The sequence below is a fragment of the Salmonella sp. GDC200615 genome, assembly GCF_050574145.1.
GTDB lineage: Bacteria > Pseudomonadota > Gammaproteobacteria > Enterobacterales > Enterobacteriaceae > Salmonella > Salmonella enterica.
The window spans coordinates 1,970,840-1,993,700 of record NZ_CP192247.1 but is presented as its reverse complement, the minus strand read 5'-3'; the positions used below and the strand labels follow the sequence as shown (position 1 = coordinate 1,993,700).

Here is a 22,861-nt window from a genome sequence, read left to right as displayed (position 1 = left end):
ATGACTGAAGTCGCAAAGGGTGTCGCTACACACCAACGTTTAGTGGCTTTATTAACCCAGGAGAACGCGCGCTATCGTGTGGTGAACCATGAAGCGGTAGGGAAATGCGAAGCGGTATCTGAAATACGCGGTACTGCGCTGGGCCAGGGCGCAAAAGCGCTGGTCTGTAAAGTCAAAGGCAACGGCGTCAACCAGCACGTTCTTGCTATTCTGGCGGCCGATCAGCAAGCCGACCTCTCTCAGCTTGCTTCACATCTGGGCGGCTTACGCGCTTCCCTTGCCAGCCCGGCGGAAGTCGATATGCTGACCGGCTGCGTTTTTGGCGCGATCCCGCCTTTCAGTTTTCACCCCAATCTGAAACTGGTCGCCGATCCGCTCCTGTTTGAGCGTTTCGATGAAATTGCCTTTAATGCCGGCCTGCTGGAAAAATCAGTCATTATGAATACACAGGACTATCTGCGCATCGCCCGACCAGAACTGGCAGTCTTCCGCCGCTTTCAGTCATCGCCAACGGCTTAGTCCCCTTCCCCTTCAAGGAGCAATACAGACACAACGATAATGATAAAAATGGCGAAAAACGACGCCGTTATCATCAGCGCTTCAAGAAACGGTGGATCGTACATAATTGTATCCTCAGGAAGACAACAATGACGGTTCACCGGTTAGCAGTACGCTGCGTTGATGGCAATTTAATGACAACGCCGTTTTTCACGTAGAAATTGTCTTTCAGGCAGTTGCCTGAAATCCGCATCAATCGTTAAAAAGGCCTGTGCGCTTTCCCGTTTGGGCGTAAAGTAGTCAGGCTTACTTTTTGGCAAGGAAACCATAATGTTTGATGTCACTCTGCTGATCCTGCTCGGACTGGCAGCTCTGGGATTTATCAGCCACAACACCACTGTCGCCGTCTCAATTCTGGTGCTGATTATTGTCCGCGTAACCCCGTTGAATACCTTTTTTCCCTGGATTGAAAAACAGGGGCTCACCGTCGGGATTATCATTCTGACCATCGGCGTGATGGCCCCCATCGCCAGCGGAACCCTACCGCCCTCCACATTGATCCACTCTTTTGTGAACTGGAAATCGCTGGTCGCGATTGCCGTCGGCGTTTTCGTCTCCTGGCTGGGCGGTCGCGGCATTACGCTGATGGGAAACCAACCGCAGCTCGTCGCCGGGCTGCTGGTCGGTACGGTACTTGGCGTCGCGCTGTTTCGCGGCGTGCCGGTCGGCCCACTGATTGCGGCGGGGCTGGTCTCTTTAATTGTGGGGAAGCAGTAACTCGCCCGTCAGATACTGGCCTGGCGTCTGCCCCAGGCCTTTTTTAAACATGGTAATGAATGCCGTGGTGGAATCATAACCCAGCATTTGCGCCGTCTGCTGTACATTACGTCCCGCGATCAGCGCTTGTAGCGCCAGAATTAATTGCAACTGATGACGCCAGCGACGAAAGCTTAGCCCCGTCTCTTTGACGACCAGCCGGGCAAGGTTACGCTCGCTCATCGCGAATACGCTGGCCCACTGCCCTAACGTATTCCATCGCGCGGGCTCCTGCGCCATTGTCTCAACCATTTGGCGGATTTTCGGATGCCCCGATACCGGTAATTGCAATTGTTCCTGCGGCTGCTGCGGCAGTTCATCAAACAACACCTGAATAAGGCGCTGCGTTGGCATTTGCGCTCTTTCGGGATCGGTTCTGCGCGCCAGCGACAAAATCAACTCCCGGCATAACGGCGAAATTTTCAGCGTGCAGCAACGCTCCGGCATGACGACCGCCGCAGGTTCAATAAATAAAAAGCACAGCTCCGCCCCTGCGGTCACATGATTACTGTGCGGCAGCGAGCCGGGGAGCCAGACGGCATACTGGGGCGGAACCATCCACATCGCATTTTCCACCTCACAGGTGATCGCGCCGTGCAGAGCGAGGATCAACTGTCCCTTGCGATGCTGATGGCGAGGGCTAAACAGTTCATCATCCCTGGCGCGAATACAAAAGGCCACAGCGGCATCGTGGTGAAGGTCGGGATCGTAACCGTCCAGTCTCAGGCCAATCATTATATTGTCCGATTTTAGCGATAAATTGTCATTTTAGCTTGATTCATCCAAACAGTAAAAACTGTTAAGGTATCGCCTCGCCTGACGAGATGAGAAAACGATGACGACAGCCCTTTCACCACGCGGCAAACAGGGCGCTTTACTGATTGCCGGTATTTTGATTATAGCCACTACGCTGCGCGTAACATTTACCGGCGCTGCGCCGTTGCTGGAGACAATCCGTTCGGATTACGGTCTTTCCACCGCCCAGACGGGCCTGCTAACAACCTTGCCGCTTCTGGCGTTTGCACTGGTTTCGCCGCTGGCGGCCGGTATTGCCCGCCGGTTTGGGATGGAACGCAGTCTGTTTGCCGCAATGCTGCTGATTTGCGCGGGTATTGCTCTCCGCTCCCTGCCCTCCGCTGCATTGTTGTTTGCCGGAACTGCCATTATTGGGTGCGGGATAGCGCTGGGTAATGTGCTGCTACCAGGATTGATTAAGCGCGATTTTTCACAACATGTCGCCAGGCTGACGGGCGCGTATTCATTGACGATGGGCGCCGCCGCCGCGTTGGGGTCCGCGCTGGTGGTTCCGCTGGCGTTGCACGGTTTTGGCTGGCGCGGCGCGCTGTTAATGCTAATGCTGTTTCCGCTGTTGGCATTTCTTATCTGGTTGCCGCAGTGGCGCACTACCCGCTCAGCTAACCTGAGTAGCTCCCGGGCATTACATGAACGCGGTATCTGGCGTTCGCCTTTAGCCTGGCAAGTTACGTTGTTTCTGGGACTTAACTCACTGATTTATTATGTGATTATCGGCTGGTTACCAACAATACTCATCAGCCACGGTTACAGCGAAGCACAGGCAGGATCGCTACATGGCCTGCTGCAACTGGCGACCGCGGCGCCTGGGTTAGCCATTCCGCTTATTTTGCCTCGCTTTAACGATCAACGCTGGATTGCCGCGCTGGTCTCACTCTTGTGCGCAGTGGGCGCGGCGGGGCTTTGGTTTGTGCCGGGCCAGGCGATCATCTGGACGCTACTGTTCGGCTTCGGTTCAGGCGCGACGATGATCCTCGGCCTGACGTTTATCGGCCTGCGCGCCAGTTCGGCGCATCAGGCGGCGGCGCTTTCCGGCATGGCGCAGTCGGTCGGGTATTTACTGGCGGCATGTGGGCCGCCCGTCATGGGAAAACTTCATGATGCCAGCGGTAGCTGGTATCTGCCGCTATCGGGCGTAACGGTTCTGGCTATCATCATGGCGATTTTAGGCCTCTACGCCGGACGCGATCGAGAGATAGCGTCATAAATAAACCTGATACCCACTTGAATGCCTGATGACGCTTCGTTTATCAGGCCTGATCCATTAAAATCATTACCGCTATCCGACAAAAGTACCGTAAGCGACACCATCACAGGAGGGAAAAATGCGAATCCAGTGTAAGCGCGTCTATTTCCCGGCGGAAAAAGACGATGGTTATCGGGTATTGGTTGACAGGCTATGGCCACGCGGCATTAAAAAATCGGCGCTGGTCTATGATGAATGGAATAAGGCCATTACGCCCTCCACCGAATTGCGCAAAGCCTTTCATAGCGAACTGATTGATTTTAACCACTTCGCGCAGCAATACCGGGCAGAACTTGCGCAACAGCATCACGAAGGCAAACGGCTGGCGGATATTGCCCGACACCAGCCGCTAACGTTGCTATACGCCGCTAAAGATACTCGCCAGAACCATGCCATTGTGCTGGCAGAGTGGCTACGAGAGCTGTGATTGTCGTGCCGCCGCCTGGCCTGGTTGTCTGTCCGGGGACAACGGCATCAAATGTTCTGCTCGCACCCAGGCAAAACCGTGCTGACCATCGGCGGAGGCTACGTCGCCCGTAACCAGCCACAGCGCCCGAGGCGCTTCTTTCGGCAGTAAGGTGACGTGTCCATTTACCGGATTAATGAATTCATCTCCGGGTTGGCACAGACAAAATAGCTCAACCGATTTACCAATATTCCGCCGTCCGGCGGGTGTCTTAGCGCCAATAACTATTGCCAACGCGCCCGGCTTTAACTGAAACATATTTTCTTGCGCCGCATGAAACTCATTATCAGATTGTTCTTAATCATATCCCGTCGGACCGCAGGTTGTCACTTTTTCGTATCAGGGTGCTCTCTGCGCCATAATGCCCACTCATCAATGATTTCGCCATTGGGCAATTTGCAATCGGAACGCACGCCTTGTGGGGTCTGCACCGGCATCAGCGTACCGCCCTGTTGCTCACAGTAGACGGCTGCCGGATTAGGCATCCCAATGCGCGGCGGCCGGGGGGCGTTGGGTTGCGACGATGAACAAGCGCTCAGCAGCAATACGCCTGGCAACGCAATCCACGTAAATTTCATAACGACTCCTTAAAGCGATATTTTGTCCAGGATAACCTGGCGGGTACGCTATTTCCATACTTTCTGTCAGCGCTTTAGTGGGTGTTTATCCCGGGTTAAGTCAGTAATAGCCACGCCCTGTCACAAAGCAACCGACCTTTTGTCGCTGAGAAAACCCTGCTATTCTGGCGCCCCCTGAACAGTGAAGGTAATAGCATGAGAGTGGGTATCCTCTTCCCTGTCGTCATTTTCATTACGGCAATATTATTTTTGGCATGGTTTTTTATTGGCGGTTACGCCGCGCCGGGAGCATAACCATGAGGAAAACAACGATGGTGTTGATGGGCATCGCGCTAATTGCGGCGGCGGGTACCGAACTGGGCTGGTGGTAAATTCATTTTGAATAATAAAGGCTACCTGTCGTAGCCTTTATTATCTCTGAAAGTTCTGAGTTTAGCTTTTGATTTTTCTGTAGATTAACAGCACGACAATCGCACCGATCACCGCGACTGCAAAGCTGCCGAAGTTGAAACCATCCACTTTGCCAAAGCCAAAGAACGTACTGATCCATCCTCCGACTACCGCACCAACGATCCCCAGAATGATCGTCATAAAGAATCCGCCGCCATCTTTACCTGGCATGATCCACTTAGCCAAAATACCCGCAATAAGTCCAAAAATAATCCATGAAAGAATGCCCATTTTTTCCTCACTTATGTCTTAACGTTAGCGGTTTATTTGCCGTTAAAAAGAATAGCACATCGTCAGGAAAGTGAAGTTTGTGATATCCATCACCTTTTAGCGTCGTGGATAAAAGCGCATAAATATCAGGGTTGCAATCATTAATGATAACGATTGTCTTTATCAACACCGAGTAGTTGAGTTTATAACCCACCTGTTCGGTACGACATTGCTCACATTGCTTCCAGTATTATTTGCCCGCCTCACCGAGTGCGGGCTTTTTTTGCTAACCGCTATCTATCCCATGTCGAATTCATGGTCTTTTTCAGCCGCGCTATTTTGCGTGATACGGGGTCATCTCCAGCGCCGTACATTCATCCTGCTTGTCCTGCTGCATAAACACCACGGTCACCATAAACAAACCGATCATAAATGGCACTTCATAAAGCTCTTCAATCAAATCTGTGTAACGAGCGTTATGCAGGAATATCGGCGACAACCACCGATGATGCTCGACAGTGTCGGAAATCAGATATGAACATGCCGTCACGGTAAACAGCCACAATGGCAGAGGAGCGTCCCGTAGGCGACGAACAATCTCCTTACGGAGCCCGGCAGAAAACAGGACTGGCAAGACTAACGCAGCAATTAATAGCACTGAAATCGTTCTGAACAGCATACGCGGCTCGTCAGGGAAATAGTCACGCCCCCAACTGGTGCTTATACCCAATAGCACCACCCACCAGACAACAGCCCATAGCCAAAACTGCTTTGCCCCTTCGGGACGAGAAAGTGGCCGTATATACCAGGCGGTAAATAGCGCCCCAAACAGTAACCATAACGCTTGTCCGTTTTCAATCCATCGGACCACCACGCCGTTAAGCAAAGGCAATTGCCAGTCCGCCGTAAACGGGATGACCACAGCGGCAAGCGCAAGAGTAAGTGCTGACGAAGTTAATCGGGTATCGAGTTTCATGATTATAAGACTCTTCTGGTTTTTAATACCCAATCATAAGTTTTATGAATACGCTCTCATTAGCAAACAATGCGATATTCTTAATGTTTTCTTAATGTTTCTTTTCAACCCATGTCTGATGTAAATAAACAGCGCTTTTCAATACGCAAAAACCGCATCACGCTGGCGACGCGCGATGCGGCTTCTGATTTAAAAAATCACTTTATATCAAATAGATACTACAAGATCCTTACCAACCGCAAACGTCGTGTTCGTTTTCGGTATCGTAGGAACGCACGGTATTGACCAAATCCTTCACAACTTCTGCTGCAACTTCAGGTACCAGCAACGTCATCGGTGCTTCCGTTTCATAGTCCACAGAGACGCCGTTGCTATTATTCGTGACCGTGACGGTATAAGTGGCCTTTCCCATTATTATTCTCTCCCGGCATGAATGACTTTTCGTGAGGCCGCCCCTTCCATCAGTACTTCCGGCGCGACAAAAAAGTCGATGTTAAAATAGGTATCATCCGTCATGACCTCAATATTGTGCCACTTTTCCGGAGGAAACACGCCAAACTCGCCGGCATTGATCACCATGATCTCTTCCGGCTCAGAGCAATGTTCATCAGCGTATCCGAGATATTTGACCGCCCCCTGCATCACCGAGAGACGAGGATAAACGCCGGGTCGCGTTCCCTTATCAAGGTGGCGTTCGAAAATTCCGGCAGGCGCCGTCTCTTTGTTCCAGAAGGGCGTGGAACGTGTATGGATATGATTTTGTGGAATTTGCCGCATTTGCTTCCCTCTTCCCGCAGGTTACTCAGCGATAATCTCATCGCTGTCGTAAAAAGGTTACGCTCCAAAAACAGCATTTTAAATACCATTTATTGGTTACTATTTTGCTGTTTTCCACGCAATAACACCGAAAGGAGAGCAATGACCCGCCGTTGACGACGGGTCCGGGAGGGTTAAGACTGGAGCGTTGCCAGGCGGGCGGCAAACCCGACGAAAAGAAGGCCAATCAAAGAATTGCCCACTTTTGCCAGTTTCTTTTTGGTACCAATATAGTGGGTTACAAAAGCGCCAGAAAGAATTAAAAAGCTCAGATAGCAAAAACTGACAATTTCAAGGGTGGTGGCAAAAATAAAAAATGACACGCCAGTATGCGGCGCAGTAACATCAATAAATTGCACAAAAAAGGAAACATAAAAAAGTATGGCTTTAGGATTCGTCAGGCTAAGAATTAAAGCACGCTTAAAAATAGCGCCAAAAGGAACTACCGTTTCCGTCGCCGCACGCCCTTTTGAGGTCAGAGTGGCGTAAAGGATTTTTGCGCCAAGGTAGAGCAGATAAAACGCGCCGAGATAGCGAACAATGTTAAACAGAACCGGCGTTGTTTTGATCAGCGTCGCCACGCCCGCATACGCCAGAAACATTAATATCGCATCGCCGATAAACACGCCGCATGCGGCAAGATATCCTCCTTTAACCCCGCGTCCCACGCTATTTTTAAGCACAAAAAGCGTATTCGGCCCCGGTACCAGAACGATAAAAATCGCCCCGACCAGGTACGTCCAATAATTCAGAACACCATACTCCGCGAACACATTAACCTCTTCCTGAAAACATTTACGCTTAGCTGCGAAACAGTATGCTAACGAATGCACCGGAAGATGGGAAGCGAAACCACGTCTCTCCAGCCGCTATTCCGCCACGCTTATATCCAAATCACCTAAAAGCGTTCTTTTATCGCTACCTCCGCAGGCAATCACCAGGTATTGGCCCACCTCTCCTCATGTGGAGTTAACGCGCGCGTCGCACCAAAGATAAGGCTGCCAACACATTACTGATATCGCTCTCATTCAGATTCGGCGCATTAAACTGCGCTCTCAGCCACACCATATCGTCGTGGCTGAAAGCGCCGACCATCAAGCGCTGGCTGATAATGATCAACATTTGATTATCAAGTTGTCGAATACGTTGCCGGGTGACCGACAAGGTTTGTATCGGAAAGGAGGGTTCTGAGCCGGTTCGCCACTGCGCTAAATAGCGGTACTGTATCGCTTTACTGGCATCCATTAGCGAACGAATAAAAGGGGTTATCGAATGCGGGTCCAGACCGTTATTTTTCGCTTCTTCTTCAGCCTCGGCAAAAACATTTTGTTCACGTGTGAAATCCTCTATCGGCAGATGGTGCTTCATTTTATAAGCAGCCACATCTTTCATTAATAACATGCGTTCATTGAGCGCGGTTAAGAGCGCGCCAAGCGATACCGACGTTACCGAATCGGCAAAAGTGGTGCTGCACATCAATAAAGAACAAAGAAAAATGGCGATATGACGAATCATTAATCAACCTCCTTTTACGGAGGCTTGACAGTAATTTATCTTTATTAAGATAACATTAAGTAATTATTACAGATGGGTATTAATGCTTATTCGTTTAAACTGGAGTGATAGAAAGAACAGGCCGTTGATTCTGCGGAATCTTCACCTTCATTTAAAGTGTATAAAATATACAACAAATCACACAAATGTGATGCATATCACGTTTTTATGATTTTTTATTACAGTTTTATGATATAGGTCTAACTTTAATAGGTCACTAATTTCTCTCCCCCGCTCAGGGAGATCGGCTTCAATTTACATCGAATATGGTGAAATATGACTACCATTACACTAGTCAACGAACAAAATAGTACTGGCAATCCTTTTTCTGCACATATGTTATGTGAACAGCGAGCTATTCAGGAAATTACTTACGAACTATTGCAATCGCAGCAGCATGTCTCAAATAAGGATATCATCGCCAAACTTATTGAAAAACTGGAAACAGAAAAAGACGTAGTGCAGCTTGATATTTACCGTAATGCCTTAGAAGCCGTTTTGTTTCAGACACCTGACGACATCTAATATATACCCAAAATAATTCGAGTTGCTTAAAGGCGGCAAGGGAGTGAGTCCCCAGGAGCATAGATAACTATGTGACTGGGGTGAACGACAAATCTGCCGGGAGCAGATTTGAACGTCGCTTGCGACGGCCCGTCAGGGCGAGGCCTATGGATGGGCCGAGTAATCCGTAGCCAACACATAAGCAACTTGAAGTATGAAGGGTATAAACAAGGGAGGGGTTACTCCTCCCCTGTTCGTTAATAATGCAGATGCCTCAACGTGCGGTGCCTGATTTTTCGTAGCCGTTTGCATGGATTTGCGGTGCAACATGCTGCATGCTTTCGGGCATCTCATGCTGCCGGTATACGGCTGGCAGTAATGTTAAGCCTGAGCCATTTTTCACATGAAGACTAAATTTACCCGATTCTTTTAAAGCCTGAATAAGATTTTCCTGCGCGGGAGTTAATGTCTCATCATGCCACAGAACAATATGCTCGAAAGACGTTGATAAAAGATCGGGCATCGGCGCCTGCCAGGGGATGACTTCAACTCGCATACCTTCACTACAATATTTAATCGTTTCCAGCCATAGCTCAATGGGGTCGTTCAGCGAAAACGCAGCAATAAGCATTGTGCCTGCTGGCGCCTTTCGTACGCTACTTAGCTGGAACGTGGCGTATTCAATAATCGCAGTATCCAGTAATGCCTTTTCAAATCGGCGTGCATCATCATCGCCTGCGGACAACCACAGCCGTAAAGGACGCAGTATTGACTCAATTACGATACACGGCGGAATTTCCCGACCATAACGCCAGAGTAATTTTCGCAATTTGGCGGGTTCGAATTTTCTACACTGCGCTAAAATCTCTTCCTGGTAGAATAACCATCCCGAGCGGCAATGCGTTTCTTCACCATAGAGGGCAGGTTTAATCTCTTTTAATGAAAAGCCTTTGCTTAACGCGTCGATAATATGCTGTATTCTGATAGCATCTTCTATGCAATAAAAACGATTGCCAGCTTCATCTTTGGTAGGTTGAAGCAGGCCATAGCGTTCCCAGGACCTGATATTTGCTGTTGTGACACCACACTGCGCCGCCATTGCGCTAATACTAAAAGTAGCCATGCCTGTCTGGCCTCATGATGATGTAAGAAAGCATAGTGAACCTAAACGCCATCAGAAGCAAATCATTATTAAGCAATGACCTTACTATTTACACGGGAAATTACATTATCAACATTATTTATTGTAAGCCAGTGCGTAAAGGCTTTAGAAACGGACAGTATTTGATAGTCCAGAACTGTTCTACAACCTAATTTAGTCAGAACATGGTAGCGTACTGAGTAAATAGTTTTTAAATGTACATTCAGCTCACAGCTTATTTGTCGGATATCCATTCCTTTAACAAGCATCGCCAAAACATTTCTTTCATTCGCCGTTAATCTGACTTTCTCTGACCTGGGAAAAAATTGACCAGCAGCGGCCAAAATTAGTAATTCGCGCCACTCAGCAATAGAGGCATCGACCTTTATTCGATATATAGCATGATGTTCATCAATAAAGTTATATTCATTATGGGTAACAATTCCAATGAGTACCGCTTTAAATGTGGAAGTAATATACTGCTGTACGGTGTAGTAATCGTCGATATCAAAAATAATATAATTTACGTTGCCAGCTATTATTGCGACGTCCTTAAATAAGGACTCCAGACCATAATTAAGAAACAGGTTTTCGCTCAATAGTCTTGTATCTGTCTTTAAAACAGATGATGCGGAACCAGTCATATCCACCTCAACAAAACGAGAGCCATGTGGGAATATCCATTCGATGGCCCGCATAAGATCATCTGCTTACTTCAGCGATGAGAACCTATTAAGTAGTAGTTGAGGAACGCCGTTTGCGCAACCTGACAGACGTCCTGGGGCATCTTATGTGAACTGCGTGGGGATGTGCGCTTTGGCAAAATCCACAAAGCGTACGACCGCAGGCAGCAAAATATGCCAGTCCTGTTGCTCCAGACCTAAATATTCACGCTGCGCCGCACGCAACGTGGCAGCATAATCTTCTGGCAACTGAGGTAACAGCCAGTCAGCCGCCGCATCCTTAGAGGTAAATCTCCCGGTAGAAAGGGTATACCAGATACGCGCCAGGGTTAAAACGATATGATACTCATCTCCCTGCACATCTGCCGTGGATTGCCAAAGGTCGAGGGGATAACGCAAGGCCTTCAGCAACTGCGCCGCAGGGGCTGGCGTGAACAGCCGTTCCGCGCGTTCTCCCTTTAGCGGTATACTGGTTTCCAGAATTTGGGTTATCAGTAACACAATGTCCCAGTCCTGCTGCGCTGGTTCATAAATCCCCTGACAAATGTCCTCTCTTAGCCACTCGCCAAATTGCATTTCCCGGGCAGGTGGAAAACACCAGGGAACCAGCTGCGAATAAAGCACGACAGTGACCTCCAGAGCGCGTTTTTCTGCCGACGCCCCCGGCGGCGATGAAAGCGCCAGCAATTCCTGCATCAGCGTTGCGCGTTGGGCCTCCGTCAGCGGCTGGCATATTGTCACCAGTAGATCAATGTCGCTGTTTGGCTTCAGACCGCCCGCGACAGCGGAACCATATAAATGAATAGCACGCAACGTATCGCCTGTGACACGAGTAATCAGGCGACACGCCGCTTCCGTTTGGCATTGAATCGAGGGCGATATGGACAGCGTCATCGTTGCTCCGGGGGCGCAGGTATTTTTTATATTGATTGCCAGAAATATGGCATAACGGCAGAAAAAAAGCCCGCTATTCATAGCGAGCTTTTAACATTGCAATCAGACTTAATGATGTAGCATTTCGCCAACGACCTCATTCGCCTTTAACTGATAAGGATAATAGGTAGGCCAGTTTTCCATCTCTTGCAACAATGCCTGCTGCGAGGTATTTCCCATAAAGATATGGAAGTGCGCCGATTTGCGCGGGGCAATGATATGATCGCTAAACTGAACATATTTAGGCGCTTTGCTATTCGCATCTTTACATTCGAACAGGTAGCGCACCCCTTTTTTACCCGATGCGTAAGTCAGAATTTTATAGCCGGCATAATTGTATTTACAGGATGCAACGTTATTGTCGCGATGGAATTCTATAACGCCATTTTCAATGCCGATCGTCTCAACATTCGTCACGTATCCTTTGCGATAATACGCTTTAATATCCTCAAACGTTTTCTCCGGGTCTTTCTTCGCCTTTTGTCTGAAGACAGGGTCCAGCTCGCCGCTGACCAGATAAGGATAGACGGATTGCCACATACCATCCCAGTCGGTGAGCGCGCGATCGCGTACATTCGCGTCATCAAACACGCCCGCTGCCGCTTTTTGCTCAACCTCCGTCATCGGCGCGCCATGAGCATGATGACCATGCGCGAAGGCAGGACTATTGACCAACAGCATTCCCAGAAGCATTGTCAGTTTTTTTAAATGAATCACCAAAACGTTACCCTCATCTTTCTTAGAAAGATGATTGTTATATTATAACATTGCACTTATTTCAACAGAAACTCAGCGGCCACCGCGCAGGTGGCCTTTTTTGATATCAACTGGTCCGCCATCGAGGAATTGAACCCCGAACCTTAGAGGTAGAAGCTCTATGCTCTATCCGGTTGAGCTAATGGCGGAAGAAAAATTACGCGGCCATTTTAAGGCAGGCGTCTGCGCATTGGCTGCATGCCCGCGCGCAATTCTGGCAATGGTCGTGATCGTGCCTTGCACACTCTTCGGCGCAGGCTTTGCAGATATCCGCGCACAGACGGCATAATTTTTGTGAGTACTCGCTTTCCAATGCCATAAATTGCGCCGCCAGGCGACAAATGGCCGCACATTGCATATCTAACTGGATGCAGTGCTTCATCATTTCGACGTTATCTTCACGCAGACAAGAAGAGGCGCAGATATCACACGCCGCCGCGCATTCATAACACTGCTCAATACACTCACGATGTTCTTGTTGCATAAATGACTCCTTATTTTATTAAGAGGAGTAGATAAGTCTGCACAGAAACGCCGGGATAGCCAAACGGCTACCCCTCTTTTTCATACTTTTTGAACAAAAGTGCTGAATAAAACAGCAATAGTAAAGCCGGAAATCGGCCTCCGTGATGTGACGTCTATACTGTAATGTTCATCTGCTTTTCATCGGAGGTAAAATGGAGTATTTAGCACGACTAAATATCGTTGCGATGCTGATGTCAACGACGTTCTGGATCAATCTGGCGGTCGTTTTTTTCGTCACCTTCATTACTTACTGGCTCATCAACTGGCTACTTAATGTGGTCTATAAAGCGCTACAACGCCCGGATAAAAAGAATGATGCTCATGGGCGGCTGCGGCCTATTGTTTTCGAGATGCTGAAAAAGACCAGTAAGATGCTAATCTTTTTTGCCGCATTTCTCTTTAGCCTGCGCTTTGTCGCCCTGCCCGACCGGTTATTCTCTACCCTCTCTCACGCCTGGTTTTTAGTGGTTGCGATTCAAATGGCGATTTGGCTTGATCAGGGCGTACAGTCATGGATGCGTCATTTACTGTATGCCCCAGGCTCCAATAAAAACCCGGTGACGTTAGTCATTCTTGGTATGATTTTGCGCGTGCTCGTCTGGTCTATGATGTTGCTCTCCATCCTGGCGAACGTCGGCGTGGATATTACCGCACTGGTAGCCAGCCTCGGCGTGGGCGGTATTGCTATTGCCCTGGCGGTACAAACCGTTCTGAGCGATGTCTTCGCTTCGCTGTCGATTGGTTTCGATAAGCCCTTCGAGATCGGCGATTTCGTCGTCTTTAATGATGTAGCCGGTACGATTGAACATATCGGTTTGAAAACCACTCGCATCCGTAGCCTCAGCGGCGAACAGATCGTTTGTGCGAACGCGCAGTTGTTGCAGCAAACCATACACAACTATAAGCGGATGCAAACGCGTCGTATCGTGTTTACTTTTGGCGTCGCCACTGCGACACCGCCGGAAAAGTTACGCCTCATCGGCGATATGGTGAAAAAGATTATTACCGATGTCGGCGAAACACAATTCGACCGCGCCCATCTACTGGCCTTTGGTCAGGATCGGCTGACCTATGAGGTGGTGCATATCGTCAATACCGCGGATTACAATAAATACATGGATATTCAGCAAGAGATAAATATCCGTATTATTGAAAAACTCATTGAGAATGATATCGAACTGGCGCTGCCTAGTCTGGTTGTCAGAGCCCCTGTACAGGTTGAAGAGACCAGGGACTACAGTAATACCGCTGATGCAAAAAACGCAGATAAACGCGTCATGCAGTAAAATCTCTGCCGACAATACCGGGAACCCATGGGTTCCCGGTGCGTTAACGGCGACACGGCAATGCGGAGAAACGACTTGCGGCTATTCCACCTGTAAATGGCGGGTACAGACTTGATCAAGTAGCGCAGACTGATGACTAATCACCAACATCCCTAATGAACGGCTGCGGCACACCTCAAGCACGTATACCCATATCGCTTTTTGAATAGACGGATCGAGTTGCGCCGTCATTTCGTCGGCAATCAGAAAACGCGTTCGTGGGTCAAGCGCGCGCAGTATCGCAATACGCGCCAACTCCCCGCCTGAGAGCTGCATTGGCCGACGCGTCAGCCACTCGGGCTGCACATGCAAACGCCTCATCGTTTCCGGGTCAGGCTGCCAGGCATCACGTACAGCGTCTCCGGCGCTTCGCCAGGGATTAAACGTCAGTTCAGGATGCTGGGGGACAAGCTGTACCGGACAATACTGATGCAGGGGTAACGGGCTGCCGTCCAGCAGAACGTCGCCCGCCGTCGGCTTTTGCCATCCGGCCAGGACGCGCCCCAACGTTGTTTTCCCCGTTCCGCTTGGCGCATGAATTCCTACCCGTTCACCGGCAGAAATCGTAAACGTCAGGTTCTGCCATAAGACTTTCCCGCCCTGACGAATAACGAGGTCGCGGCAGCTCAGCATTCTATTCCCTCTCCGGTCGGCATAAATAACGGGTTTAGTTCAGGCAATGCTTGCCATTGCCGTTTTAACGGCTCACTCATCTCTTCCGGCTGTAACTGCTCGCAGCGGATATTGTCCGTGATATAACCCTGATGCAGCGCCACAATGCGATCGGCATACCGCGCCTCCAGCAGCAGGTCATGAGTCACCCACAGCACGCCGCATCCCCGCTCGCAGAGACCTCGCAAGTGCTCAAGCAACTGGTTTGCCAGTGCGGTATCAAGCCAGGCGGTGATCTCATCCGCGAGGATATAACGAGCCTGGCTGAGCGAGGCGTGGCACGCCAGAATTCGTTTAGCCATCCCGCCAGAGAGCTGGCGGGGAAAGCGTTCCAGGACTGTCGGTTCAAGATCGCTTTGCTGTAATAGCTGTACCATCTGCGTCTCATCCCAGGCGCGTCCGGTCAGATGACATGCTCTGTTCAAATGTTTTCTGATATTCAGCATGGGATTAAGCGCCTGTACCCCCTGCGGCACGTAGCTAAACGTATTGCCCCTAAGCTGCCTGATGGTATGTCTGTCCAGCCGGTTGCCATCAAGCGTAATCTCCCCCCGAAAGCGTAAGTTTTCCGGCAGCAGATCGAGCAGGCATTGCAGCAGCAGACTTTTTCCCTCCCCGCTGCCGCCAACCAATGCCACCATTTCGCCGGGTGCGATATCAAAAGAGACATTCTGTAATAACGGCGACCAGCGTCTCGTGCCATACCAGCGATAACGCGCGCTTTCCAGCGTAACCTGTTGTAAACTTAGCATACGTCACTCCTTAGCCACAGCCGCTGAATGGCGCGCGCAAACTGATCGAAGAGCATCACCAGCGTGAATAACATTAGGCCGGGAAACAGCACCAGCCACCAGTTACCATGGCTAATAAACCGTAACGCATCCGCCAGCAACAGCCCCAGCGAAGGCTCATGCGGCGCCAGCCCAAACCCCAGAAAACTTAATGCCGCGCTGTGCAATACCGCATGAGGAAACATCAATAACGTTCCCGTCAACCATTGCGGCAATAGCGCCGGAAAATAGTGATATCGCCAGCAATAAAGGTGTCCATGCCCCAGACGATAGGTCAATGTCAGGTAGTCACTCTGCGCTACCCGCTCCGCGTCGGCGCGCAGAATCAGCGCCAGACGGGGCCAGTGCGTTAACGCCACGGCCGCAATGACGCCGCTTTTACCGCCGCCGAGCGTAAAACAGATAAGGATCAGCAAAAGTAAATGCGGCATGGCGAGCATAGCATCGGTTATCAACCGCATCAGGAGGTCCAGCCGGGGATGAATGCGCGCCACTGCCGCCATCACTAGCGCGATAACGCCGCTGCACAGCGCGGCGCCAACGCCAATTTGTAAACTGGTGAAGGCCCCCTGAAAGCAACGAAGCCATACATCGCGCCCCAGATTATCGGTGCCAAACCAGTGCTGGATATCAGGCGACAGATGCCGGGCAAGCAGATTAACCTCTGGCGGCTGGCTCAACGTGGCATAACCGTATCCAGCAATAAACAGCAGACAGGTAACGGAGAGGATCAGACGAAACAACGTCGGGGCAGGATTATAGAGCATCGGGACGCTCCAGCGATCGATTAAGCACCACCACAAGCCAGGCTGAAATCGTATTTCCGGCAAACACTAATAGTGTACAGAATAAAACGATCCCCATGAGTAGCGGGACATCGCCACGCAGACCGGCATCGATAGTGGCCTGTCCCAGCCCCGGATACGCAAAGACTTTTTCTGCCAGTAACGCTCCCCCCATCAGTTCGCCCAGAGAAGCAAACTGTAAACAGAGTGCTGGGGTAATCGCATGACGTAACACCTGGTGACGTAACAGCGACCATCCTTTATCCCCCTGAGCGCGCGCAAAACGAATAAATTCGCTCTTCATTACGCTGGCTATTTTTTCTCGCGTATGCAGCGCAATTTGCCCCATGCCCAATAGACTTAACGCACATACCGGCAACACAAGATGGCGTAAACGTTCCGATAAAAGAGCTGTTCCTGCATTATTTCCGGGGTCCCAGGCGCAACAAACAGGTAATACCGGCCAGCGGACGGCAAATAGCGCCAGCAACAGCATTGCTATCCAGAAAGTGGGCAACGATGACAATAAGTAGCTGATACGGCAAATCATCTTATCCGGCCAACGGTGGAGAAAACGTCCGGCCAGAAAACCCAATGTCACGCCCAGCACACCAGACAATAGCCAGGCGCCCGCCAGCAGCGCGAATGACGTCGCAAAACGTTCCCGGATCACGCTGGCGACAGGCATGTTGAACAGCATAGAATACCCCATGTCACCCTGGAGCAGACGCCAAAACCAGTGACCGAAACGCTCCCACAGCGGCTGGTCGAGCCCCCAGCGCGCCGCAATCCGCGCATATTGTTCTGGCGGAACATGGAGCAGATCGTTGCCAATATAAGCACGGATAGGATCAACGGGCGAAAAGCTAAGCAAAATGAAGGTGCCGGCAGCCACCAGCACCAACAGAATAATCAGCCGCAAAAAATGACTGAAGAACAATTTCATCACCGACAGGTCCAGGTCCAGTCATCAAGATTGTTTAACACCGACCAGCTACCGTGGATTTCTGGCGCGCCTTTTCCCAGATCAATACAGGGGTTGGCCAGATAGGTATGCTGAATATTAAGCAGCCATGCCCATGCCGCATCGCCCTGGACGCCCGCGCCCTGCTTCCCATCCCACTCAACCTGCTGCCAGAAAGGAATCGCCTTTTGCCAGTCAGGCGCATCTATAGCCTGTTTCAGATGTGCTTCTACCGCAGGGTTGCTGTAATAGCCCGGGTTATAATATTCCACACCAGCGGCTTTCCCACTGTAGTGATGGAAGAGTTCCATCGGGTCCAGACTTCCCCAGCCAAACAGCGTAGGGTTAGCGTGCATATGGCGCTCTACAGTTTCCCAGCTTCCCGATTGCAACGAGACGACAATGCCTAAAGGCTGCAACATGGCGCGCACCGCCTCGGCCAGATCCCGTCGGGTGCTGTCGCCACTGGCATACCATAAGGTCAGACGCGCTTCTTTACCCGCTTTTTCACGCACGCCCGCACGGTTTATCTTCCAGCCAGCCTCTTCCAGGATGGCGCGCGCTTTTGCAATATCGCCATCGCTGAATATCACTGAAGGATTTTGCCACGGCAATCCCTGCACCGCGCTATAGGCGGGTATCGCATGGCCTTCCATCACCTGTTCCGCCAGTTGCTTACGATTAATGGCATAGTTAATTGCGCGTCTGATAGCGACATCAGCGGTCACATCGTTGCCGACAGGATAACCGTTAGCATCCTTTTTACCGGCAGGCACCATCGGGAAGACAATGCCCCGGTTTTCAACGCTATCGCGTACCCAGAGTTTAAGATTATCCTGCTGCGGGGCCACCGCCATAGAAGGGGCAATGCGCACCAGTCCCAACTGTCCGCTGCGCGCGGCGGCATAAGCATTATCTTCATCCAGAAAGACAAAAACCAGCCGGTTAAAGTCATTCTTTTTACCCGCATACCAGGGATTAGCTTCAACGATCAGTTGCTGACCCGGCTGAAAGCTGACCAGTCGGTACGGACCGGCGCCTATCGGTTCGCGGGCGAACGTTTTTTCATCATAACGGCTGGCCGGAACAATCCCTAACGACCCGAGTACATTCACAAAGGTGCTCTGCGGATGGCTCAGCGTCATCTCAATTCGGCGTGCGTCCAGCGCTCGCGCATGGCTAAAATTGCCCATGTCTATTTTACCGCCGCTCTTCGCCGCTTTATTGTATGTAAAAACGACATCTTCGGCAGTTAATGGCGAGCCATCGGAGAATTTCAGCCCGGGCTTTAAGGTTAGCGTCCAGATTTTACCGACGGGGCTGGTATCCACTTTTTCCGTCAGTAAATTACCCCAACTCATGTCGGCGTTTTGCTTAAGCAACGGCGCATGAAGCAATAAGTAGCTGCCGTGGCTCCAGCCCAGCATAGGATCAAAGCCTTCCGTTGGCTCAGGGCCAATGGCCAGCTTCAGGGTACGACCGTCTGCCGTGTCCGACGCGGCGAAAAGCGACGAAGTGAATACCAGAGTCAGCGCGCACGTCACGAGCGCCAGTTTGCCTTTAATCATCAATTTGTCCCAGATTATGCGTTGTTTTTGTTTCTCCCGGCGCAGCATAAACGTCGGGAGACCTCCTGAGGACGGCATTATGGCGAGCATTTGTAATGAAAAAATTGACGCAGAACAGAAAGTATGACGATCTTTTAAAAACATCATACGCACAAACGTCGGGAGCGCCAACGTGAGCTAAAGGCCGCTTTTGACGGGGATAAAACGCAAGGGAAATGACGCCAGGAATACCGGGTTAATTAACGCCATCTTATTCTCTTATTTCCTTTCTATTCTGTATTGCGTCTTCCCACCCGACGCTGTTCATTTTCTCAACATTATTAGTCAGTACTGAAACGTAAGAAGGTATCGTAATTAGCGCCTCCTGGCTTTAAACCTAAACCAACATTAAACGAACCGGGCGTTAATGAAACTTACCAGCAGAACGCCAGTCATACGGCAACCCGATGAAATGACATGCTATGGAGTCCAACCGAAAAATGTTAACGCCGCCAGGGCTCGTGATGATTTTTTTAGCCGTACTGTTCTCATTGCTGACAGGATGCACAAGTTATAAAAACACGGCATGGGGAATATATCCGGCTTCAACGGATATTTGTCCGTCAGGTACGACATCAACAGGAGGGTGCAAAGAGTAATATCGCATATTTAATATACACCACTTTTTTAATGACTGTCCGGACATTTTCGGACGGTAAGTTTTCTATTAATTTATAATGGACTAATCCCATGACAAATAAAAAACACATTTTTTCAATTATCTTTATTGGTTCTCTTTTAACGGGGTGTGCTACAGGACCATCACCGACAGGGATTGGCTTATATACGGATGTTAAAGGGCCAATTACTGCCACGAGTCTCCCGGCAACCAAAACCGGTAAAGCGTGTGCGCAAACGGTATTGGGTATTGTAAATACCGGCGACGCATCTATTGATTCAGCGAAAAAAGCGGGCGATATTTCTTTAGTGTCGAGTGTTGATTATGAAACTACAGGTTCATATCCGTTTTATGGTAAAACCTGTGTTGTCGTAAGAGGACAATAACAACAGTAAGCCGGCGATGCCGCCGGCTTTTTATCCCATTTTACGTGCCGCTATCTCTGTCTGTTCCTTGCGACTCAGCCCCCGCTTTAAGGTTCTGTTAAGATTTTACGCATACTCTACAAGCAGTTGTTAATAAAGGATAATAATAATGGCACATTTCTCAAGACTGCAAATAACGCTTCACTGGTTAACACTGCTCCTGACAGGCATCGCATATGCTGCTATTGAGTTACGGGGGTGGGCGCCAAAAGGCTCCAGCGTTTACCTGTTTATGAAAGACACGCACTAGGGCGTTCTGGTCTGGGCGCTGATGTTTTTACGGTTATATCTTAAACACAAATACCCGGATCCGGTCATTACGCCTCCCCCTCCTCACTGGCAGCACGTAGCCGCTAAATTAATGCATATCGCGCTTTATCTCACTTTTCTCGCCTTACCGCTGCTGGGCGTCGCGATGATGGCATCAGGCGGGAAAAGCTGGAGCTTTTTTGGTTTTACTGTACCGGTATTTTTGACGCCAGATAGCGCCCTAAAATCGGATATAAAGCGTATTCATGAAATGCTGGCCAATATCGGCTATTTCCTGATTGCCATGCATGCAGCAGCGGCGTTGTTTCACCATTACATACAAAAAGATGATACATTTTCAAGGATGTTACCCGGTAAATCATGACTATTTCGGCCATCCCGGCGTGAGAGAGCATGCCGGGCAAGGCATTATTATTCCAGCGCTATCGGTTTCGACTGATAGCGCCTTACACCGTTTGTAATCGACAATATACGATATTTTTCCGGTTCCACGTGTAGGTGATATGTACGACGCCGCCCTCGCTAATAATAGCGGGATAAGAATACTCACCGTGGTCACTTTCCAGGTCCAGTAGCGGTAGCCATGATTCGCCATTATCCTGGGAAGCAATCAGTGAAAGCGGATAGCGCTTTCCCCAGTTGCCGTTGACCAGATTTAACGCAAGAATCAGCGTACCGTCCTGCATACTAACCAGATCGATACCACTATTATTATTCGGTAAAGATGTCGCGCGGGCAACAGACCAGGTAGCGCCATAGTCGATTGAATCACTGCGAAAAATTGCCCCGCGTGTGCTTCGTAACAACATATGGATATGCCCCGGAGAAGACTCCCACAGCGTAGGCTGAATAACGCCATCCCAGCGCAGGAGGTTTTCCAGACAACATTCCCACAACATCCCTTTTTTACACCATCCCACAACGCTACGTTTGTCCCGGAAATAGCGTTATCAGGCTCCAGCGGAACAAAAGAGATATTCCAGTGTTTTCCTTCGTCAGAGGATCGATCCACAAATGCCCTCCACCGTTCAGGACTTTCAATCGACCCTGGCGCAATCCAGGCGCCATTTGATGCCAGCAGGAGTTTATTTTTTACGGGACCGCGCGGCAAAATATCATCGTTAACCAACGGAGCTGGCGTACTCCAGGTAAATCCTCGATCGCTGGAGGTGATAAACCAGGTTTTCCACACGTGTACGTCGCTGCCTACTTTATAAAATAACCACAATTTATCCGACGGGTAAAATAACACCGGATTCCAGTGCGCTTCCCCCTCGCGTGCCGCCACTCGCTGCGGTGTTGTCCAGATATTATGTTCATAGCGAGATAGCCAGATGGCTGTATCTTCTCTTCCTTCGCGCAACCCCGCGAACCATGCGGCCACGAGCGTACCGCACGGTAAGCGAACAAGCGTAGAGGCATGGCACTGGAAGGACTTGGTTCCGCTTTCCGGTAAAATGACCTGCCGATTGACGAGCACTAATTTCATACCTGCCTCTATTAAATAAGGTAAAAAGCATCAGCTTTTTTACGTATGAAAGTAGTGTTAGCAGAAATAGCATCAACGCGGTGAAAACGATCAACCGCTATACGAATTTATATTCAGGTATCGCGCCCATAACAGGCAGAATGTCGAGAGTGGACAAAAATTGGACTGACCTCGCGGATAATTCCAACTTACCGCCGTCCAATGGCGACGAGGTCAGTGGCACGGGATAATATAGAGGTCAGGGCTATAATATTTAGCGATCTGTGCCTACAAGCATGACGGGATACTTTTCGCTACAGGCAATGAAGGCCCGTCTAAACGGGCCTTCATTAACGCGATTATGATTTGTGTTCAATCGCCTTTGGTTTGCTTTCTATGGCAATTTTTTTCGGTTTCTCGCTTTCAGGGATCTCCTGGTAAATCTCGACCAACAAGAGGCCCTGTTCCAGTTTCGCATTATTCACCTTAGCATGTTCAGGCAAAGAAAAACTCAACTGGAAATCCGCCTTACGAATACCACGATAAATCCAGTGCGTCTGATCCTCTACCGTCTCTTCAGTGTGTTTACCCGTAATATTCAGGTTGCCGCCAACCGTTTCAATTTCAAGCTCTTCCTCTTTCCAGCCAGGAACGCTCACGGTAAGCAGATAGTTATTCGCATCGCGCTTTTGCAGATCGTAAGCTGGCGTCGCAGTGACTGGCGTATCTCCTGTTAATTGACTGAAAAGTCTATCAATACGGTTGAAACGGTCAGAGAAAAGAGAATCAGCAAACACGGGAAGTGCTGACAAGGTTCTGAGTGCCATCATTAACCTCCTGAATCACTATTCAAAAGTTCAACATCAAGGCAAGCATTGCTTGTCCACTGACTACATAGGGACGGGAAAAACATTTTCAAGTCTATAAAAGCCTTTTTTTAGTCACGAATTTAAGTGGTTAACGAAAAATC

29 protein-coding genes, 1 tRNA gene and 3 pseudogenes are annotated in these 22,861 nt (G+C 49.8%); 10 read left to right on the top strand and 23 right to left on the bottom strand.

Annotation, left to right across the window (positions count from 1 at the left end; translation table 11 throughout):
• The gene (locus ACQ29O_RS09465; protein WP_010989016.1) at window positions 1–519 is read left to right on the top strand and encodes a YbaK/prolyl-tRNA synthetase associated domain-containing protein; all 519 of its coding nucleotides are present in this window, start codon (window positions 1–3) and stop codon (window positions 517–519) included.
• Here the strand turns inward: ACQ29O_RS09465 and yoaI are convergent.
• Window positions 516–623 (bottom strand): small membrane protein YoaI, encoded by a 108-nt coding sequence (gene yoaI, locus ACQ29O_RS09460; RefSeq protein WP_000272239.1) that lies wholly within the window; start codon window positions 621–623, stop codon window positions 516–518. The genes ACQ29O_RS09465 and yoaI overlap by 4 nt on opposite strands.
• Window positions 624–828: 205 nt before the next feature.
• Here yoaI and ACQ29O_RS09455 point away from each other — a divergent pair, with 205 nt between their 5' ends.
• Window positions 829–1,275, top strand: a complete 447-nt coding sequence (locus ACQ29O_RS09455) for a DUF441 domain-containing protein (RefSeq protein WP_000460698.1) — start codon at window positions 829–831, stop codon at window positions 1,273–1,275.
• Here ACQ29O_RS09455 and ACQ29O_RS09450 read toward each other — a convergent pair.
• Window positions 1,255–2,049: an AraC family transcriptional regulator gene (locus ACQ29O_RS09450; RefSeq protein WP_000579793.1), complete on the bottom strand. Its 795-nt coding sequence runs from the start codon at window positions 2,047–2,049 to the stop codon at window positions 1,255–1,257. The two genes, ACQ29O_RS09455 and ACQ29O_RS09450, sit on opposite strands and share 21 nt — an antisense overlap.
• Window positions 2,050–2,149: 100 nt before the next feature.
• Between ACQ29O_RS09450 and ACQ29O_RS09445 the strand changes: the two genes are divergently transcribed.
• Window positions 2,150–3,334, top strand: coding sequence for a CynX/NimT family MFS transporter (locus ACQ29O_RS09445; protein ID WP_000205336.1), 1,185 nt, complete (start codon window positions 2,150–2,152; stop codon window positions 3,332–3,334).
• A gap of 118 nt (window positions 3,335–3,452) precedes the next feature.
• Complete coding sequence (locus tag ACQ29O_RS09440) at window positions 3,453–3,800, top strand: DUF488 domain-containing protein (RefSeq protein ID WP_001222530.1); 348 nt, start codon at window positions 3,453–3,455, stop codon at window positions 3,798–3,800.
• Here the strand turns inward: ACQ29O_RS09440 and ACQ29O_RS09435 are convergent.
• Both ACQ29O_RS09435 and ACQ29O_RS09430 read right to left on the bottom strand, forming a co-directional pair.
• On the bottom strand, window positions 3,786–4,097 hold the full coding sequence (locus ACQ29O_RS09435) for a hypothetical protein (protein WP_000487129.1): 312 nt from the start codon (window positions 4,095–4,097) through the stop codon (window positions 3,786–3,788). The genes ACQ29O_RS09440 and ACQ29O_RS09435 overlap by 15 nt on opposite strands.
• Before the next feature lie 68 nt (window positions 4,098–4,165).
• Window positions 4,166–4,417, bottom strand: coding sequence for a putative hemolysin (locus ACQ29O_RS09430; RefSeq protein ID WP_000673491.1), 252 nt, complete (start codon window positions 4,415–4,417; stop codon window positions 4,166–4,168).
• 195 nt (window positions 4,418–4,612) lie between these two features.
• On the opposite strand from ACQ29O_RS09430, the gene ACQ29O_RS09425 reads away from it, so the two are divergent.
• Window positions 4,613–4,711, top strand: a complete 99-nt coding sequence (locus tag ACQ29O_RS09425; protein WP_001589065.1) for a YoaK family small membrane protein — start codon at window positions 4,613–4,615, stop codon at window positions 4,709–4,711.
• Window positions 4,712–4,849: 138 nt separating this feature from the next.
• Here ACQ29O_RS09425 and ACQ29O_RS09420 read toward each other — a convergent pair whose 3' ends face one another.
• From ACQ29O_RS09420 to ACQ29O_RS09395, 6 genes are all read right to left on the bottom strand, one after another.
• On the bottom strand, window positions 4,850–5,098 hold the full coding sequence (locus tag ACQ29O_RS09420; RefSeq protein ID WP_000512149.1) for a GlsB/YeaQ/YmgE family stress response membrane protein: 249 nt from the start codon (window positions 5,096–5,098) through the stop codon (window positions 4,850–4,852).
• A 313-nt stretch (window positions 5,099–5,411) separates the two neighbouring features.
• Window positions 5,412–6,053: a hypothetical protein gene (locus ACQ29O_RS09415; RefSeq protein ID WP_001746783.1), complete on the bottom strand. Its 642-nt coding sequence runs from the start codon at window positions 6,051–6,053 to the stop codon at window positions 5,412–5,414.
• A 229-nt stretch (window positions 6,054–6,282) separates the two neighbouring features.
• A complete protein-coding gene (locus ACQ29O_RS09410) occupies window positions 6,283–6,465 on the bottom strand; it encodes a DUF1869 domain-containing protein (RefSeq protein ID WP_000513733.1) in 183 nt (60 codons plus the stop codon).
• Between the two features lie 2 nt (window positions 6,466–6,467).
• A complete protein-coding gene (gene yeaR, locus ACQ29O_RS09405; RefSeq protein WP_001248989.1) occupies window positions 6,468–6,830 on the bottom strand; it encodes a DUF1971 domain-containing protein YeaR in 363 nt (120 codons plus the stop codon).
• Between the two features lie 173 nt (window positions 6,831–7,003).
• Window positions 7,004–7,642, bottom strand: coding sequence for a leucine efflux protein LeuE (gene leuE, locus ACQ29O_RS09400; RefSeq protein ID WP_000457188.1), 639 nt, complete (start codon window positions 7,640–7,642; stop codon window positions 7,004–7,006).
• 196 nt (window positions 7,643–7,838) lie between these two features.
• A complete protein-coding gene (locus ACQ29O_RS09395) occupies window positions 7,839–8,384 on the bottom strand; it encodes a chorismate mutase (RefSeq protein ID WP_000617985.1) in 546 nt (181 codons plus the stop codon).
• An 82-nt stretch (window positions 8,385–8,466) separates the two neighbouring features.
• Between ACQ29O_RS09395 and ACQ29O_RS09390 the strand changes: the two are divergent.
• Window positions 8,467–8,621, top strand: a pseudogene (locus ACQ29O_RS09390) (hypothetical protein).
• Between the two features lie 78 nt (window positions 8,622–8,699).
• Entirely contained in the window at window positions 8,700–8,948 is a 249-nt protein-coding gene (locus ACQ29O_RS09385; RefSeq protein ID WP_000208086.1) for a biofilm/acid-resistance regulator YmgB/AriR, read from the top strand.
• A 253-nt stretch (window positions 8,949–9,201) separates the two neighbouring features.
• Here ACQ29O_RS09385 and ACQ29O_RS09380 read toward each other — a convergent pair whose 3' ends face one another.
• From ACQ29O_RS09380 to ACQ29O_RS09355, 6 genes are all read right to left on the bottom strand, one after another.
• Entirely contained in the window at window positions 9,202–10,050 is an 849-nt protein-coding gene (locus tag ACQ29O_RS09380) for a MerR family transcriptional regulator (RefSeq protein ID WP_000190263.1), read from the bottom strand.
• Between the two features lie 68 nt (window positions 10,051–10,118).
• Window positions 10,119–10,712 (bottom strand): helix-turn-helix domain-containing protein, encoded by a 594-nt coding sequence (locus tag ACQ29O_RS09375; protein ID WP_001576140.1) that lies wholly within the window; start codon window positions 10,710–10,712, stop codon window positions 10,119–10,121.
• Between the two features lie 144 nt (window positions 10,713–10,856).
• The gene (gene aadA, locus ACQ29O_RS09370) at window positions 10,857–11,645 is read right to left on the bottom strand and encodes a cryptic aminoglycoside nucleotidyltransferase ANT(3'')/ANT(9) (RefSeq protein ID WP_000175819.1); all 789 of its coding nucleotides are present in this window, start codon (window positions 11,643–11,645) and stop codon (window positions 10,857–10,859) included.
• A 108-nt stretch (window positions 11,646–11,753) separates the two neighbouring features.
• Complete coding sequence (gene zinT, locus ACQ29O_RS09365; protein ID WP_162096519.1) at window positions 11,754–12,401, bottom strand: metal-binding protein ZinT; 648 nt, start codon at window positions 12,399–12,401, stop codon at window positions 11,754–11,756.
• 111 nt (window positions 12,402–12,512) lie between these two features.
• Window positions 12,513–12,589 (bottom strand) — tRNA-Arg (locus ACQ29O_RS09360).
• 8 nt (window positions 12,590–12,597) lie between these two features.
• Window positions 12,598–12,924: a four-helix bundle copper-binding protein gene (locus ACQ29O_RS09355; protein ID WP_001183699.1), complete on the bottom strand. Its 327-nt coding sequence runs from the start codon at window positions 12,922–12,924 to the stop codon at window positions 12,598–12,600.
• Between the two features lie 193 nt (window positions 12,925–13,117).
• Between ACQ29O_RS09355 and ACQ29O_RS09350 the strand changes: the two genes are divergently transcribed.
• Entirely contained in the window at window positions 13,118–14,251 is a 1,134-nt protein-coding gene (locus ACQ29O_RS09350; protein ID WP_000456059.1) for a mechanosensitive ion channel family protein, read from the top strand.
• Window positions 14,252–14,332: 81 nt separating this feature from the next.
• Here the strand turns inward: ACQ29O_RS09350 and ACQ29O_RS09345 are convergent, their stop codons facing one another.
• Genes ACQ29O_RS09345 through ACQ29O_RS09325 form a run of 5 tightly spaced genes read right to left on the bottom strand, consistent with a single transcriptional unit; the run spans window position 14,333 to window position 19,118 of the window.
• Entirely contained in the window at window positions 14,333–14,923 is a 591-nt protein-coding gene (locus tag ACQ29O_RS09345; protein WP_000947460.1) for an ATP-binding cassette domain-containing protein, read from the bottom strand.
• Complete coding sequence (locus tag ACQ29O_RS09340; RefSeq protein ID WP_000950213.1) at window positions 14,917–15,714, bottom strand: ATP-binding cassette domain-containing protein; 798 nt, start codon at window positions 15,712–15,714, stop codon at window positions 14,917–14,919. The genes ACQ29O_RS09345 and ACQ29O_RS09340 overlap by 7 nt, the downstream gene beginning before the upstream one ends.
• Window positions 15,708–16,520: an ABC transporter permease gene (locus ACQ29O_RS09335; protein ID WP_000966637.1), complete on the bottom strand. Its 813-nt coding sequence runs from the start codon at window positions 16,518–16,520 to the stop codon at window positions 15,708–15,710. Before ACQ29O_RS09335 ends, ACQ29O_RS09340 begins: the two co-directional genes overlap by 7 nt.
• On the bottom strand, window positions 16,510–17,484 hold the full coding sequence (locus tag ACQ29O_RS09330; RefSeq protein ID WP_001520270.1) for an ABC transporter permease: 975 nt from the start codon (window positions 17,482–17,484) through the stop codon (window positions 16,510–16,512). Before ACQ29O_RS09330 ends, ACQ29O_RS09335 begins: the two co-directional genes overlap by 11 nt.
• Window positions 17,484–19,118 carry an ABC transporter substrate-binding protein gene (locus ACQ29O_RS09325; RefSeq protein WP_000946094.1) on the bottom strand — a complete coding sequence of 545 codons (1,635 nt, stop codon included), beginning with the start codon at window positions 19,116–19,118 and terminating at the stop codon, window positions 17,484–17,486. The genes ACQ29O_RS09330 and ACQ29O_RS09325 overlap by 1 nt, the downstream gene beginning before the upstream one ends.
• A gap of 681 nt (window positions 19,119–19,799) precedes the next feature.
• Here ACQ29O_RS09325 and ACQ29O_RS09320 point away from each other — a divergent pair.
• Both ACQ29O_RS09320 and ACQ29O_RS09315 read left to right on the top strand, forming a co-directional pair.
• Complete coding sequence (locus ACQ29O_RS09320) at window positions 19,800–20,114, top strand: TRL-like family protein (protein WP_000182479.1); 315 nt, start codon at window positions 19,800–19,802, stop codon at window positions 20,112–20,114.
• A 148-nt stretch (window positions 20,115–20,262) separates the two neighbouring features.
• Window positions 20,263–20,787 (top strand): annotated as a pseudogene (locus ACQ29O_RS09315) (cytochrome b).
• A gap of 82 nt (window positions 20,788–20,869) precedes the next feature.
• Here the strand turns inward: ACQ29O_RS09315 and ACQ29O_RS09310 are convergent.
• Window positions 20,870–21,912 (bottom strand): annotated as a pseudogene (locus tag ACQ29O_RS09310) (sialidase family protein).
• Between the two features lie 338 nt (window positions 21,913–22,250).
• Window positions 22,251–22,718 (bottom strand): Hsp20 family protein, encoded by a 468-nt coding sequence (locus ACQ29O_RS09305; protein WP_001218120.1) that lies wholly within the window; start codon window positions 22,716–22,718, stop codon window positions 22,251–22,253.
• Window positions 22,719–22,861 lie beyond the last annotated feature (143 nt).

What these genes read in the sequence shown, in the direction of transcription:
- ACQ29O_RS09465 (WP_010989016.1), top strand. Translation starts at nt 1, where the DNA reads ATGACTGAAGTCGCAAAGGGTGTCGCTACACACCAACGTTTAGTGGCT.
- yoaI (WP_000272239.1), bottom strand. Translation starts at nt 623, where the DNA reads ATGTACGATCCACCGTTTCTTGAAGCGCTGATGATAACGGCGTCGTTT.
- ACQ29O_RS09455 (WP_000460698.1), top strand. Translation starts at nt 829, where the DNA reads ATGTTTGATGTCACTCTGCTGATCCTGCTCGGACTGGCAGCTCTGGGA.
- ACQ29O_RS09450 (WP_000579793.1), bottom strand. Translation starts at nt 2,049, where the DNA reads ATGATTGGCCTGAGACTGGACGGTTACGATCCCGACCTTCACCACGAT.
- ACQ29O_RS09445 (WP_000205336.1), top strand. Translation starts at nt 2,150, where the DNA reads ATGACGACAGCCCTTTCACCACGCGGCAAACAGGGCGCTTTACTGATT.
- ACQ29O_RS09440 (WP_001222530.1), top strand. Translation starts at nt 3,453, where the DNA reads ATGCGAATCCAGTGTAAGCGCGTCTATTTCCCGGCGGAAAAAGACGAT.
- ACQ29O_RS09435 (WP_000487129.1), bottom strand. Translation starts at nt 4,097, where the DNA reads ATGTTTCAGTTAAAGCCGGGCGCGTTGGCAATAGTTATTGGCGCTAAG.
- ACQ29O_RS09430 (WP_000673491.1), bottom strand. Translation starts at nt 4,417, where the DNA reads ATGAAATTTACGTGGATTGCGTTGCCAGGCGTATTGCTGCTGAGCGCT.
- ACQ29O_RS09425 (WP_001589065.1), top strand. Translation starts at nt 4,613, where the DNA reads ATGAGAGTGGGTATCCTCTTCCCTGTCGTCATTTTCATTACGGCAATA.
- ACQ29O_RS09420 (WP_000512149.1), bottom strand. Translation starts at nt 5,098, where the DNA reads ATGGGCATTCTTTCATGGATTATTTTTGGACTTATTGCGGGTATTTTG.
- ACQ29O_RS09415 (WP_001746783.1), bottom strand. Translation starts at nt 6,053, where the DNA reads ATGAAACTCGATACCCGATTAACTTCGTCAGCACTTACTCTTGCGCTT.
- ACQ29O_RS09410 (WP_000513733.1), bottom strand. Translation starts at nt 6,465, where the DNA reads ATGGGAAAGGCCACTTATACCGTCACGGTCACGAATAATAGCAACGGC.
- yeaR (WP_001248989.1), bottom strand. Translation starts at nt 6,830, where the DNA reads ATGCGGCAAATTCCACAAAATCATATCCATACACGTTCCACGCCCTTC.
- ACQ29O_RS09395 (WP_000617985.1), bottom strand. Translation starts at nt 8,384, where the DNA reads ATGATTCGTCATATCGCCATTTTTCTTTGTTCTTTATTGATGTGCAGC.
- ACQ29O_RS09385 (WP_000208086.1), top strand. Translation starts at nt 8,700, where the DNA reads ATGACTACCATTACACTAGTCAACGAACAAAATAGTACTGGCAATCCT.
- ACQ29O_RS09380 (WP_000190263.1), bottom strand. Translation starts at nt 10,050, where the DNA reads ATGGCTACTTTTAGTATTAGCGCAATGGCGGCGCAGTGTGGTGTCACA.
- ACQ29O_RS09375 (WP_001576140.1), bottom strand. Translation starts at nt 10,712, where the DNA reads ATGACTGGTTCCGCATCATCTGTTTTAAAGACAGATACAAGACTATTG.
- aadA (WP_000175819.1), bottom strand. Translation starts at nt 11,645, where the DNA reads ATGACGCTGTCCATATCGCCCTCGATTCAATGCCAAACGGAAGCGGCG.
- ACQ29O_RS09355 (WP_001183699.1), bottom strand. Translation starts at nt 12,924, where the DNA reads ATGCAACAAGAACATCGTGAGTGTATTGAGCAGTGTTATGAATGCGCG.
- ACQ29O_RS09350 (WP_000456059.1), top strand. Translation starts at nt 13,118, where the DNA reads ATGGAGTATTTAGCACGACTAAATATCGTTGCGATGCTGATGTCAACG.
- ACQ29O_RS09345 (WP_000947460.1), bottom strand. Translation starts at nt 14,923, where the DNA reads ATGCTGAGCTGCCGCGACCTCGTTATTCGTCAGGGCGGGAAAGTCTTA.
- ACQ29O_RS09340 (WP_000950213.1), bottom strand. Translation starts at nt 15,714, where the DNA reads ATGCTAAGTTTACAACAGGTTACGCTGGAAAGCGCGCGTTATCGCTGG.
- ACQ29O_RS09335 (WP_000966637.1), bottom strand. Translation starts at nt 16,520, where the DNA reads ATGCTCTATAATCCTGCCCCGACGTTGTTTCGTCTGATCCTCTCCGTT.
- ACQ29O_RS09330 (WP_001520270.1), bottom strand. Translation starts at nt 17,484, where the DNA reads ATGAAATTGTTCTTCAGTCATTTTTTGCGGCTGATTATTCTGTTGGTG.
- ACQ29O_RS09325 (WP_000946094.1), bottom strand. Translation starts at nt 19,118, where the DNA reads ATGCTGCGCCGGGAGAAACAAAAACAACGCATAATCTGGGACAAATTG.
- ACQ29O_RS09320 (WP_000182479.1), top strand. Translation starts at nt 19,800, where the DNA reads ATGACAAATAAAAAACACATTTTTTCAATTATCTTTATTGGTTCTCTT.
- ACQ29O_RS09305 (WP_001218120.1), bottom strand. Translation starts at nt 22,718, where the DNA reads ATGGCACTCAGAACCTTGTCAGCACTTCCCGTGTTTGCTGATTCTCTT.